An 11,982-nucleotide genomic window follows, 5' to 3' on the forward strand; every position below is an offset into this window, starting at 1 on the left:
AACAAGGGCGGTTAACGTCCGGATGACGTATCTGAGCAGGGCCGGGTTACCTCGGCCCTTTGTGTTTGTTAGCTCGGGCGCGTTCTGGATCACGCATTCAGGCATCATGAAACAAGACCGGCGGAGACAACCGCTCGGCCAGCAAAAACGTTATGTAAAGGAAAACAACGCCACATGGCTAACGCATCCATGGAGGAATTCGAAGCCCTCCTGAATGAAAGCTTCGAAATGGACACACCCGAAGAGGGTTCTGTTGTCAAAGGCAAGGTTCTGGCGATCGAAGCCGGCCAAGCCATCATCGACGTAGGCTACAAAATGGAAGGCCGCGTTGATCTGAAAGAATTCGCAAATCCCGGCGAAGCCCCTGAAATCGCTGTAGGCGACGAGGTCGAAGTGTACCTGCGCGCCGCAGAAAACGCCCGTGGCGAAGCCGTCATCTCGCGCGAGATGGCCCGCCGTGAAGAGGCATGGGACCGTCTGGAAAAAGCATATGCCGACGACCAGCGCGTCGAAGGTGCAATCTTTGGTCGCGTCAAAGGTGGCTTCACCGTCGATCTGGGTGGCGCAGTTGCGTTCCTGCCCGGCTCGCAGGTTGACGTTCGCCCCGTGCGCGACGCTGGCCCGCTGATGGGTCTGAAGCAGCCGTTCCAGATTCTGAAAATGGACCGCCGCCGTGGCAACATCGTTGTTTCGCGTCGCGCTATCCTGGAAGAATCGCGTGCCGAACAGCGTGCCGAAGTTATCGGCAACCTGTCCGAAGGTCAGACCGTCGAGGGTGTTGTCAAGAACATCACCGAATACGGCGCATTCGTTGATCTGGGCGGCGTTGACGGCCTGCTGCACGTCACCGACATGGCATGGCGCCGTGTGAACCACCCGTCCGAGATCCTGACGATCGGCGAAACCATCAAGGTTCAGGTCATCAAGATCAACAAAGAAACCCACCGCATCAGCCTGGGCATGAAGCAGCTGCAGGAAGATCCGTGGGATCTGGTTGCTGCGAAATACCCGCTGGGCTCGGTCCATCAGGGTCGCGTCACCAACATCACCGACTACGGCGCGTTCGTCGAGCTGGAAGCCGGTGTCGAAGGTCTGGTGCACGTGTCCGAGATGTCCTGGACCAAGAAAAACGTCCACCCCGGCAAGATCGTTTCGACCAGCCAGGAAGTCGACGTCATGGTTCTGGAAATCGACGGCGCCAAGCGTCGCGTGTCTCTGGGCCTGAAGCAGACCCAGCGCAACCCATGGGAAGTGTTTGCAGAAACGCACCCCGAGGGCACCGAGGTCGAAGGCGAAGTCAAGAACATCACCGAATTCGGTTTGTTCATTGGCCTCGAAGGCGACATCGACGGCATGGTTCACCTGTCCGACCTGTCCTGGGACGAGCGTGGCGAAGATGCGATCCAGAACTACCGCAAAGGCGACATGGTTTCGGCCGTCGTCTCGGAAGTTGACGTTGAGAAAGAGCGTATCTCGCTGTCGATCAAAGCCCTGGGCGGTGACAAGTTCGCCGAAGCCGTGGGCGGCGTGAAGCGTGGTTCGGTCATCACCGTCGAAGTGACCGCGATCGAAGATGGCGGCATCGAGGTCGAGTACGAAGGCATGAAGTCGTTCATCCGTCGTTCGGACCTGTCGCGTGATCGTGCTGAGCAGCGCCCCGAGCGTTTCTCGGTCGGCGACAAGGTCGACGTCCGCGTCACCAACGTCGACAGCAAGACCCGCCGTCTGGGCCTGTCGATCAAGGCACGTGAGATCGCCGAAGAGAAAGAGGCCGTGGAACAGTACGGTTCTTCCGACTCGGGCGCGTCGCTGGGTGATATCCTGGGTGCAGCACTGAAGTCGGGCGACTAAGTCCGGGGCGTATCCCAAACATGAAATTCGGCCTCGCACCATGGTGCGGGGCCGTTTTTGTTGCGAATCAATATCTTCCAAATAGTCGGTTTAATTTGCCTATCGTTCGCGCATGAAGTGTGGAAATCAGGCCAACGGGCAAAAATTCGCGTGAGATTGTCGCAAAATGCCGCCTTTGCTGGCAGAGTATCCGTTCCCCCGATCCGGGTTTTTTCCTATACTGTCAGAACTATAGGCTTGTCACATCGTCCGCCTGGGAGGGTATTGCGTATGATCCGTTCAGAATTGATTCAGAAAATTGCCGACGAAAACCCGCATCTCTATCAACGCGACGTCGAGCGGATCGTGAATACCGTTTTTGAAGAAGTGACCGACGCCATGGCACGCGGCGACCGTGTAGAGCTGCGCGGTTTCGGCGCGTTTTCGGTGAAAAAGCGTGACGCACGTGTAGGCCGCAATCCTCGCACTGGTGAGACTGTGCAGGTTGAAGAAAAATGTGTTCCATTTTTCAAAACTGGCAAGTTGCTAAGGGACCGTTTGAACGGTAAAGCCTAGCCTCATGATGCGCTACATTCGTTATGCTTTTCTGGCTGCATTGGGGATCGTTCTGGTCTCGGTTTCGCTGGCCAATCGCCAAATTGTTGAACTTAAGCTTATGCCGGATGCTTTGTCCGAGTTGCTGGGGTTCAACCTGTCAACCTCCTTGCCGCTGTTTCTGGTCGTGCTGGGTGGGGTTGTTGCCGGCCTGGTCATCGGCTTCCTGTGGGAATGGCTGCGCGAGCACAAGCACCGCAAGGATGTGACCGTGAAGCAAGGCGAAGTGCGCAAGCTTGAGCGTGAAGTTAAGAAGCTCAAGAAAAAGCAGAATGAAGGTCAGGATGATGTGCTGGCCATTCTGGATGAGGCAAGCTGAGGCCCTACGATGCCCGCTGATATCCGAGTTAAAATCTGCGGCCTGACCGCCCCTGACCACGTGCGCGCTGCTGTGGATGCGGGCGCGGGTTATGTTGGTTTTGTGTTTTTCCCCAAATCCCCGCGGCATGTTGAGCCCCAGACAGCTGCGACATTGGCACAGGAGGTGCCTGCGGGCGTCGCCAAGGTGGCGCTGACAGTGAATGCGACGGACGAGGATTTGGATCACATTCTTTCGATCGTGCCTCTGGATATGTTGCAACTGCATGGCAAAGAAAGTCCTGAGCGTGTGCAGCAAGTGCGAGACCACTTCGGCCTGCCAGTAATGAAGGCCATTGGTGTGGCCGAGGCCGAAGACCTCGCGGCCATCGATCTCTATTCAGATGTGGCGGATCAGCTGTTGATCGACGCAAAGCCACCGCGAAACGCGGAGCTGCCTGGTGGTAACGGTTTGTCTTTTGATTGGCGCCTGCTGGCAGGTCGTAAATACTGGCGTAGGCCATGGATGCTGGCCGGAGGTCTGACCCCTGACAATGTCGCAGAAGCGGTGCGAATGACCGGCGCACAGCAGGTGGATGTCTCATCCGGCGTCGAAAGCTCTCCGGGTGTAAAGGATGCCGGGCTGATCCGCGCCTTTATCGACGCGGCAAGTTGATCTGATCTGCACGAACCTGCGTATCTCCTCAAAATGGGGGAGAGCATGCTGGCAGTGATCGGCGGAGTTTCACTTAAACGATGGTATCACGGGCCCGAGTTCTTCTGGCGCGCTCATCAATCCTTGCGGCAGGCACGCGGTGACGCGCTGTGCCTGCATGCCGAGGTATTTGTGCGTCAAGGTTGTTATTTTTCATACACAGTCTGGCATGATGTCGAAGCTATGCTGACATTCGCACATTCCGGCCCTCATCGTCGTGTAGTACGCGCGTCGACCCGTCTGGCAGATATCAATGTGTTCTGTCAATTTCCCTGCATTGCTGTTCCAAGTCGAGTTCAGGCACTTCAGGTATGGGAACAGCGCGCTCAGGCGGCGGAATGATACGTTTTGCGATGGCAAATCACTCCATCACCTCCTATGAACATCGGGTACGACGAGGGAGACTTCCATGGCCAACGATCTTTTTAATTCCTTCATGTCCGGCCCCGATGAACAAGGCCGCTTTGGCATCTTCGGCGGGCGCTTTGTCAGCGAAACGCTGATGCCGCTGATCCTGTCACTGGAAGAGGAATATGACAAAGCCAAGGATGACCCCACATTTTGGGCCGAGATGGACGATCTGTGGGCAAACTACGTGGGTCGCCCTTCGCCGCTCTACTACGCGGAACGCCTGACCGAACATCTGGGCGGCGCAAAGATATACTTGAAACGTGACGAACTGAACCACACCGGCGCGCATAAGATCAACAATGTGCTGGGCCAGATCATTCTGGCGCGGCGCATGGGAAAGACCCGGATCATCGCCGAGACCGGGGCAGGGCAGCACGGCGTGGCCACAGCCACCGTCTGCGCCAAGTTCGGCCTGAAGTGCATTGTCTACATGGGTGCCCATGACGTTCAGCGTCAGGCCCCGAACGTGTTCCGTATGCGCCTGCTGGGAGCCGAAGTGATCCCGGTGACATCCGGCAGGGGTACGCTGAAAGATGCGATGAACGACGCTCTGCGCGACTGGGTGACCAATGTGCGCGATACCTTTTACTGCATCGGCACCGTTGCTGGCCCGCATCCTTACCCGGCGATGGTGCGCGACTTTCAGTCGATCATCGGCAAGGAAGCCAAGGAACAGATGCAAAAGGCCGAGGGCCGTTTGCCCGACACCATCATCGCCGCCATCGGAGGTGGTTCGAATGCGATGGGCCTGTTCTACCCGTTCCTCGACGACAAGGATGTGAATATCATCGGTGTTGAAGCGGGCGGCAAGGGCGTGAACGAGAAGATGGAGCATTGCGCCTCATTGACTGGAGGTCGTCCGGGCGTGCTGCACGGCAACCGCACCTATCTGCTGCAGGATGATGACGGGCAGATTCTCGAAGGCTATTCGATCTCGGCCGGTCTGGACTATCCGGGCATTGGCCCCGAGCATTCCTGGCTGCACGACATCGGTCGCGCGAACTACGTCTCGATCACGGATAAAGAAGCGCTTGAAGCGTTCCAGTTGTGCTGCGCCACCGAGGGTATCATCCCTGCGCTGGAGCCCTGCCATGCGCTGGCGCATGTTATGAAAATCGCGCCGGAATTGCCCAAGGACCACCTGATCTGCATGAATATGTGTGGCCGGGGGGATAAGGATGTGCAGACCGTCGCACGGTACCTGAACTTTGATATGTCGGATACCGAAGGTCGCGCAGCGGACTGATTAGGCCTAACAGGCTTTGCGCCTTTGAGGAACTGTGCCAGTTTACATTGCATGTGCAGTGTTTCCTCAAAGGCCGGACCCGACCGACTTGACCAGAAATACGATCAGGCCGCCCCGGGCTGGGCAGACAAGATGCGTCTGCTGGGGTATTTCGATGCCTATCTGGGTTTTCTGTCCTCGGACCCGCAGGTCGAATTGGGCCGTAACGCACTGGATATCGGGTGCGGTACGGGAGCCTTTGCCGAAGCACGCGCCGTGATCCGGCGCGAAGGGCATGTGACGCTTTTGGAACCTTCGGCCCGAATGCTGCAACTGGCAGGGTCAGCGTTGCAAAGGCGCGGTGGAAACGCCGAGACTGTCCAATCGCGCTTGGAAGAGTTCCATCCGGCATCCCGTTTTGACTGCCTGTTGGCTGCGCATGTTCTGGAGCATTGCGTTGATCCGATAGATGCTTTGCGCCGCATGCGCGATCTGGTTGAACCGGGTGCAACGCTTTGGTTGGTAGTCAGCAAGCCACATTGGTGTAATGCGATCATCTGGTTCCAATGGCGGCACCGAACCTATCGACCGGATATTGTGGCGGAGATGCTCGCGCGTTCGGGCTGGGATCTGCAGGCCGAGCATGGCTTTCCAACCGGGCCGCCGTCGCGCACGTCTCGCGGATATCGGGCGATCGCCATCTAGTGCTCGTCTTCAGCGCGCTGCATTTTTAGAATATGGAGAGGTACGATATCCAGCGCCCTCTGGTGCGTGGCTTCAAGGTGCACCTTGGGCGCGCATCCCTCGTCATGGGCTTGCAAAAAGCGCCCCGCACACAAGCACCAGCGATCACCAGGCTTGAGCCCAGGAAAATCGAATTCAGGCCGGGGTGTGCTCAGGTCATTTCCGACATATTTCGAATATGCCAGAAACTCTGCCGTCATCACGGCGCAGACCGTATGGCTTCCCTGATCCTCGGGGCAGGTGTTGCAGGCACCGTCGCGAAAGAAACCGGTTAGTGGTTTGCGCGAACAGGGCGCGAGCACGCCGCCCAGAACATTGATGCTGTCTTGCTTCTGCATGATGGTATCTTACAGGCTTCGCGCAATTTTGCGGAACATTTCTATGTTCTGCTCACCGACACCTGGATCGCGGAACTTTCGGTCTGCGCCCGTCGTGACAATCAGAACACCACGTGGCTGGTCGAAGTAAATGTACTGCCCATACACGCCCCGCGCCATGAATTCACCTTCATGGGCACCGATCGGAATCCACCATTGATAGCCATACCCTATCTTGCCCGGTTCGGTCGGTGCGCTTGGCCAAGTAGCGGCGTCGATCCAATCCGCGGGTACAATCTGCCGTCCATCGCGTTCGCCATCCTGCAAAATCAACTGCCCGAACCGGGCAAAATCGCGCGTTGTGAAGTTGAGACCACCCAGAACAAATGCAACGCCTGCTCCATCGGTGATGTAGTAGCCTTCTCGCTCCAATCCCAGCGGTGTGATCACTTTCTCGGTCAGTAACTCTGCAACGCTGCGTCCTGTTGCCCCCCGGATGACCATTCCGATCACATGAGTATCGATCGACACATATTGCCACGTTTCACCCGGCGCGACGAAACTGTCCGTCAACGAAGCCGCGAAGTCGTCCAGTTCACCTCCCAGCGCCACGACGCGGCCCATGCGATTGATGTCGGAATTATAGTCCAGATAATCCTCGTCAAAGGTCACGCCGCTGGCCATGTTCAACACGTTGCGGATCGTGGCGGTCTCATAGGCGCTGCCCTTGAGGTCGGGTGCGTATTGCACAACCGGATCGTCGAGCGAATTGATCGCGCCTTCATCCAGCAAAATACCGAACAAGGCAGACAAATAGCTTTTAGCAATTGACCAGGAGATCCTGCGATCATCCGGCCCGGTGTCCAGATAGTATTCTTCGAAACGAATTTCTCCGTCCTGCATCACCAACAGGGATGTTACCGAGCGATCTTCGATCCACTGGTCTGTTACATCGGGAAGATCGAAGCCAGGCCCATACGGCAGCTCCCAGGTCGGGCCATTGCCACGCGGCAGAGTGACCGTCAGAAAGGCTTCGTCCATATGCGAAAAGTTGTGGACGATCTTTTCTTCTGAAAACAGCGAATTCACCGCCATCAGGCGCTGGATTTCCTCGTGTTTCCAAAATCCAACAACCGCCGCTGCCAATGCCAAGGTCAACAGGATACGCAGCAGCCATCTGAGCGCTGTTTTCATTCGACACCTCCCTTTGCCTCTGACATTGGACTTTGGCCTGAGGCTTTGCGCAAGCGCAACGTTGCGGAATGATTATCTGAATTTATCCAGCAGCTTTTGCATGGCCGAACGCTCATCGGGCGCTAAAACGGCTTCGGCGGCAGCTTTGGGGGGCGTTTCAGGTTTAGTGGGCTGCTTCGATGATCTGGGCGGAGCAGTGCGCAGGGCAACGGCATTCATGAATTTCCCGCTTTTGTCATCGGCAAGATAAGTGGCACCGTCCGAGACGCCGCGCAGTACGTCATCCAGCCAGTCCGCATCCGCCTTTGCAAAGTCGCTTAGAACATAAGGCGAGACCATTTCTTTGCGGCCCGGGTGACCGATACCCAGCCGCACGCGATCATAGGCCGGGCTGATATGGTCGTGGATCGACCGCAACCCGTTATGGCCCGCGTGGCCACCGCCTGCTTTAACGCGCACTTTACCGGGTGCCAAGTCCAGCTCATCATGGAAGACGGTCACGTCCGTCGAGTCGAGCTTGTAGAAGCGCATTGCCTCTCCCACTGACTGGCCAGAGCGGTTCATGAAGGTTTGCGGCTTGACTAGCAGCACTTTCTGGCCGCCTAGACGTCCTTCGGCAATTTCAGCCTGGAACTTGGACTTCCATGGACCAAACCCGTGATCTTGGGCAATTCGCTCTAACGCCATGAAACCGATATTGTGCCGGTTGCGAGCGTATTTTGATCCCGGATTTCCCAAACCGACAAACAGTTTCATCGCTTTGTCCCTTACAGTCTCGCGTCGTTATCTCATTGCATGGATCAGGGGATGTTTTCCAGCCCCGTACACGCAAAAGAAAACGGGGCCCCAGAAGGCGCCCCGTTTCAAATCTGGATTTGATCCGGATTTATTCTTCTTCCTGGCCGATGACTTCAACTTCATCTGCAGCCACTTCTTCCTCATCACCCTCTTCGTCGTCGCTGGTCGACAGACCGGTGGGTGCCGAGACGTTGGCGATCACGAAGTCACGATCGATGGTGGGCTTGGTGCCTTCGGGCAGCACAACCGAAGAGATGGTGACAACGTCGTTGATTTCCATGCCAGTAAGATCAACGGTGATCTTCTCAGGAATGTCACCGGCGGTGCAGAGCAGTTCAACCTCGGGGCGGACAACGGTCAGAACGCCACCCTTTTTGATACCGGGGGCTTCTTCTTCGTTGATGAATTCAACGGGGATGAACAGCGCGATCTTGGTGGTCCGACGCAGGCGCATCAGGTCCAGGTGGGTCGGCAGGTCTTTGACAACGTCACGCTGGACATCGCGGCAGATGACGCGCACGTCTTCGTGACCTTCGACTTTCAGGTTCCACAGGGTCGACTTGAACCGGCCTGCTTTCAGGCGCTTGAACAGTACGTTGAACGGGATCTGGATCGGCAGCGGCTCTTTATCGCCACCAAAAACAATGCCCGGAACCATGCCATCGCGGCGTGCTTGACGAGCGGCGCCCTTGCCTGTCCCCGTCCGTTCCAGAGCTACGAGATCAGGAATCTCTCCAGCCATGATAATTCTCCAATGTTAGGGCGGGCATCCTCCAAGGCTGTATGCCCGCGTGAAGCCGCGTCCTTAGCTTGATTCAGTTGGTTTGGAAAGGGCTTTTTGTAGCCCGAGGATTTTTGCGAGGCTCTGCCTCGCGCTCCGAGGTATTTACGGCCAGATGAAGGACGGATCCTCTGCTTCATCTGGCTGCAAGTACCTTGAACGAGACGCTCAATGGGCGGCCATGCGGCGTCTCCATCTACGTGGGAGGCGTAGGATCAAGCCTGCCAGCGACCGCCAAAGTCTTCGGGGACTAGAAGATTGTGGCGCCCAAGATCGGCTACGTTACGTTCACCGCAAAGTGCCATCGTTGTATCGAGCTCTTTCTGGATCACTTCCAATGCCGTTGTCACGCCTTTCTGACCCATTGCACCCAGCCCATAGACAAAGGCGCGACCAATAAAGGTGCCCTTGGCCCCAAGCGCCAGAGCTTTCAGCACGTCTTGCCCTGAACGGATGCCGCTATCCAGATGCACTTCGACATCACTGCCGACGGCATCCATGATCTCGGGCAGAACCCGGATCGAGCTGAGCGCACCATCCAGCTGCCGTCCACCATGGTTTGAGACAACAATTGCATCTGCGCCAAGCTTTGCAGCCATTTTGGCATCTTCGGCATCAAGAATGCCCTTAAGGATCACCTTGCCGCCCCATTGTTCCATCAGTTTCTCGACTTTGCCCCAGTCGAGGCTGGGATCGAATTGCTCGGCGGTCCATGTGCCCAGCGAGCGTGTGTCGGTTATACTGTCGACATGACCGACGATATTCCCGAATTCTCGGCGCTTGGCACCTAGCATCTCGATGCCCCAGGCCCATTTCGTCATCAGGTTGGCGATGGTCTTGGGGGTCAGCTTTGGCGGCGCAGATAGGCCATTCTTCAGGTCCTTGTGTCGTTGGCCAAGGATTTGCAGATCAAGCGTAATGACAAGGGCCGAGCATTTCGCATCCTTCGCGCGCTGGATAAGTCGCCCGACATAATCCTGATCTTTCATAGTGTAGAGCTGAAACCAGAAAGGGGCCGAAGTGTTTTCAGCGACATCTTCGATCGAATTGATCGACATGGTCGACAGTGTGAAGGGTACACCAAAGGCTTCGGCGGCTTTGGCCGCTTTGATCTCGCCATCCGCGTGCTGCATTCCTGTCAGGCCTACCGGAGCCAATGCAACGGGCATGGATACATCCTGCCCGATCATCTGCGATGCGGTCGAGCGCCCTGTCATGTCTACGGCGACCCGTTGGCGCAGGCGGATATCTTCGAAATCCGACGTGTTCTCGCGGAAGGTTTGTTCGGTCCAGCTGCCGCTTTCTGCATAGTCAAAAAACATGCGGGGTACGCGACGCTCATAGATCCGTTTGAGGTCTTCGATATTAGTAATGACTGGCATTGATCAGGTTCTCGCAGGATTGGTTAAGTTTCTTTACCAATTATTTTGAAGCACCGCAATGCCCGCTTTCTGCGGTTGGTTGCCGCGTGGCCAAAACTAAAAACACCGCAGTAGGCGGCGCGCCTGCTGCGGTGAAGAACCATCTGAAAATGGAAAGAAATTGTTAGGCGGAGTGTGCGCCATCTGACAGTGTTTTGACAAAATCCAGAACCTCGGTCACCGGTTTTCCGGAACCGATCTGGCTGACAATGGCAGATCCAACTACCGCGCCATCGGATACACTCGCGATGTTGCGAGACTTTTCTGGCGTATTGATGCCGAAACCGACGATCACGGGCAAATCAGTTGCAGCTTTGATCCGAGCGACCTCGGGCCCAACATCGGTTGCCTGCGCTTCGGCAGCACCGGTTATGCCGGTAATCGATACATAATACACAAAGCCGGATGTGTTTTGCAGTACGCGAGGCAAGCGTTGGTCATCGGTCGTCGGCGTCGCCAAGCGGATGAAGTTCAGCCCGGCAGCTTGCGCGGGCAGACAAAGCTCTTCGTCCTCTTCGGGGGGCAGGTCGACGACGATCAGCCCGTCGATCCCCGCTGATTTTGCATCTGCCAGGAATTTCTCGACACCTCGGCTGTAGATCGGATTGTAATATCCCATCAGCACGATCGGTGTGGTGTCATCGGATTCACGAAAGGCGCGGGCCAGATCCAGAGTGCGTTGCAATGTCATTCCACCATCCAACGCCCGTTGGCCAGCAGCCTGAATGGTCGGGCCATCGGCCATCGGATCGGTAAAGGGCAGGCCCAACTCGATGACGTCGACACCTGCGCCGGGCAAACCCTTCACGACCTCCAGCGATGTGTCGTAGTCGGGATCCCCGGCCATGACATAAGCTACAAATGCCTTTTTGTCCTGTTCCTTCAGGGCGGCGAATTTGGCGTCGATACGGGTCATCGGAAGTCCTTGCACTCGGGTTTGGACCTGATGTGCAGAAACTTTCGCTGAAAATCAATCCCGCTTGGTGGGCTTCCGATCAGAAGGCGTAATGGTATCTCAGCAAAAGTGCATTTACGCCTGGGTTGTCTTCCTGCGTGCTGGCGTTGGATATATGAGTGATAGCGGCAGACAGTTTGTTGCCGCTTTCCAGCGTATAGCCAAGGCCCAGTAAGCTGCGTATCTGAAAGCTGCCGCCCAGATCATTCCGTTCATTGGATTCACTATAGTATCCCGGCATGACACTGCCCTCGATGAACCAACGGTCCGCAAAAGTGTAAAGCCCGATCAGGCCCGCGCCGACATGCGTGTCACCGTCGGTATCAACAGACAGGGACGCACCCCAGGTGGCGCTGAAACGGGTCGCTTCGTAGAAAGAGCGATGCTGGTATTCCAGCGAAACAATCGCCTGATCTTCGCTCTCAGCGCTGGAATAATCTGCGTAGCCTGCTCCGAAAATGATGGATTGGGCCTGTGCTGCAGTAGCGGCTGTCAGCGCAAAAGCCAGAATAACAAGGGATTTCATTTTTACCTACTATGTCCGTCGTTCGTTGGTATTGGTTTTATTGAGGAATGTAGGTGCATGTTTTCAATGGACGCAAGAACACAAATCGATGTCGATTTTGTGATGTGGCAGAATAGACTCGCGGCAGTGTTCAGGCACTTTGCCTTGCGCATT

At 56.3% G+C, this 11,982-nt stretch carries 14 protein-coding genes; 7 read left to right on the forward strand and 7 right to left on the reverse strand.

Translation table 11 applies throughout. From position 1 onward, the window contains the following. The first annotated feature begins 174 nt into the window (after positions 1-174). The 7 genes from rpsA to ACRZ96_RS09615 all read left to right on the forward strand — a co-directional run bounded on the left by rpsA (position 175) and on the right by ACRZ96_RS09615 (position 5,798). Positions 175-1,851, forward strand: a complete 1,677-nt coding sequence (gene rpsA, locus ACRZ96_RS09585; protein ID WP_039532111.1) for a 30S ribosomal protein S1 — start codon at positions 175-177, stop codon at positions 1,849-1,851. A gap of 270 nt (positions 1,852-2,121) precedes the next feature. Continuing rightward, the gene (ihfB, locus tag ACRZ96_RS09590; protein ID WP_050603110.1) at positions 2,122-2,406 is read left to right on the forward strand and encodes an integration host factor subunit beta; all 285 of its coding nucleotides are present in this window, start codon (positions 2,122-2,124) and stop codon (positions 2,404-2,406) included. A gap of 7 nt (positions 2,407-2,413) precedes the next feature. Continuing rightward, on the forward strand, positions 2,414-2,764 hold the full coding sequence (locus ACRZ96_RS09595) for a LapA family protein (protein ID WP_170397774.1): 351 nt from the start codon (positions 2,414-2,416) through the stop codon (positions 2,762-2,764). A gap of 9 nt (positions 2,765-2,773) precedes the next feature. Continuing rightward, on the forward strand, positions 2,774-3,418 hold the full coding sequence (locus ACRZ96_RS09600; RefSeq protein ID WP_170424387.1) for a phosphoribosylanthranilate isomerase: 645 nt from the start codon (positions 2,774-2,776) through the stop codon (positions 3,416-3,418). A 45-nt stretch (positions 3,419-3,463) separates the two neighbouring features. Beyond that, on the forward strand, positions 3,464-3,799 hold the full coding sequence (locus ACRZ96_RS09605; RefSeq protein ID WP_170397511.1) for a hypothetical protein: 336 nt from the start codon (positions 3,464-3,466) through the stop codon (positions 3,797-3,799). Positions 3,800-3,866: 67 nt separating this feature from the next. Next, positions 3,867-5,114, forward strand: a complete 1,248-nt coding sequence (gene trpB / locus ACRZ96_RS09610; RefSeq protein WP_170397508.1) for a tryptophan synthase subunit beta — start codon at positions 3,867-3,869, stop codon at positions 5,112-5,114. A 51-nt stretch (positions 5,115-5,165) separates the two neighbouring features. Further along, positions 5,166-5,798: a class I SAM-dependent methyltransferase gene (locus ACRZ96_RS09615; protein WP_480705639.1), complete on the forward strand. Its 633-nt coding sequence runs from the start codon at positions 5,166-5,168 to the stop codon at positions 5,796-5,798. Here ACRZ96_RS09615 and ACRZ96_RS09620 read toward each other — a convergent pair. From ACRZ96_RS09620 to ACRZ96_RS09650, 7 genes are all read right to left on the reverse strand, one after another. Beyond that, entirely contained in the window at positions 5,795-6,175 is a 381-nt protein-coding gene (locus ACRZ96_RS09620; protein WP_170397502.1) for a DUF2237 family protein, read from the reverse strand. The genes ACRZ96_RS09615 and ACRZ96_RS09620 overlap by 4 nt on opposite strands. Before the next feature lie 9 nt (positions 6,176-6,184). Continuing rightward, positions 6,185-7,348 carry a serine hydrolase domain-containing protein gene (locus ACRZ96_RS09625; RefSeq protein WP_480705637.1) on the reverse strand — a complete coding sequence of 388 codons (1,164 nt, stop codon included), beginning with the start codon at positions 7,346-7,348 and terminating at the stop codon, positions 6,185-6,187. A 72-nt stretch (positions 7,349-7,420) separates the two neighbouring features. Then, a complete protein-coding gene (gene pth / locus ACRZ96_RS09630; RefSeq protein WP_480705635.1) occupies positions 7,421-8,104 on the reverse strand; it encodes an aminoacyl-tRNA hydrolase in 684 nt (227 codons plus the stop codon). A 130-nt stretch (positions 8,105-8,234) separates the two neighbouring features. Continuing rightward, positions 8,235-8,888, reverse strand: coding sequence for a 50S ribosomal protein L25/general stress protein Ctc (locus tag ACRZ96_RS09635; protein WP_170397494.1), 654 nt, complete (start codon positions 8,886-8,888; stop codon positions 8,235-8,237). A 254-nt stretch (positions 8,889-9,142) separates the two neighbouring features. Beyond that, a complete protein-coding gene (locus tag ACRZ96_RS09640) occupies positions 9,143-10,309 on the reverse strand; it encodes an alpha-hydroxy acid oxidase (protein WP_170397492.1) in 1,167 nt (388 codons plus the stop codon). 163 nt (positions 10,310-10,472) lie between these two features. Next, the gene (gene trpA / locus ACRZ96_RS09645) at positions 10,473-11,264 is read right to left on the reverse strand and encodes a tryptophan synthase subunit alpha (protein WP_170397490.1); all 792 of its coding nucleotides are present in this window, start codon (positions 11,262-11,264) and stop codon (positions 10,473-10,475) included. 79 nt (positions 11,265-11,343) lie between these two features. Then, positions 11,344-11,829, reverse strand: coding sequence for an acyloxyacyl hydrolase (locus ACRZ96_RS09650; protein WP_170397488.1), 486 nt, complete (start codon positions 11,827-11,829; stop codon positions 11,344-11,346). Between the last annotated feature and the right edge of the window lie 153 nt (positions 11,830-11,982).

The organism is Ruegeria sp. CF1, assembly GCF_056537445.1.

Bases quoted from the DNA above. Each gene is read 5' to 3' on its own strand.
- rpsA (WP_039532111.1), top strand. From the start codon at position 175: ATGGCTAACGCATCCATGGAGGAATTCGAAGCCCTCCTGAATGAAAGC.
- ihfB (WP_050603110.1), top strand. From the start codon at position 2,122: ATGATCCGTTCAGAATTGATTCAGAAAATTGCCGACGAAAACCCGCAT.
- ACRZ96_RS09595 (WP_170397774.1), top strand. From the start codon at position 2,414: ATGCGCTACATTCGTTATGCTTTTCTGGCTGCATTGGGGATCGTTCTG.
- ACRZ96_RS09600 (WP_170424387.1), top strand. From the start codon at position 2,774: ATGCCCGCTGATATCCGAGTTAAAATCTGCGGCCTGACCGCCCCTGAC.
- ACRZ96_RS09605 (WP_170397511.1), top strand. From the start codon at position 3,464: ATGCTGGCAGTGATCGGCGGAGTTTCACTTAAACGATGGTATCACGGG.
- trpB (WP_170397508.1), top strand. From the start codon at position 3,867: ATGGCCAACGATCTTTTTAATTCCTTCATGTCCGGCCCCGATGAACAA.
- ACRZ96_RS09615 (WP_480705639.1), top strand. From the start codon at position 5,166: ATGTGCAGTGTTTCCTCAAAGGCCGGACCCGACCGACTTGACCAGAAA.
- ACRZ96_RS09620 (WP_170397502.1), bottom strand. From the start codon at position 6,175: ATGCAGAAGCAAGACAGCATCAATGTTCTGGGCGGCGTGCTCGCGCCC.
- ACRZ96_RS09625 (WP_480705637.1), bottom strand. From the start codon at position 7,348: ATGAAAACAGCGCTCAGATGGCTGCTGCGTATCCTGTTGACCTTGGCA.
- pth (WP_480705635.1), bottom strand. From the start codon at position 8,104: ATGAAACTGTTTGTCGGTTTGGGAAATCCGGGATCAAAATACGCTCGC.
- ACRZ96_RS09635 (WP_170397494.1), bottom strand. From the start codon at position 8,888: ATGGCTGGAGAGATTCCTGATCTCGTAGCTCTGGAACGGACGGGGACA.
- ACRZ96_RS09640 (WP_170397492.1), bottom strand. From the start codon at position 10,309: ATGCCAGTCATTACTAATATCGAAGACCTCAAACGGATCTATGAGCGT.
- trpA (WP_170397490.1), bottom strand. From the start codon at position 11,264: ATGACCCGTATCGACGCCAAATTCGCCGCCCTGAAGGAACAGGACAAA.
- ACRZ96_RS09650 (WP_170397488.1), bottom strand. From the start codon at position 11,829: ATGAAATCCCTTGTTATTCTGGCTTTTGCGCTGACAGCCGCTACTGCA.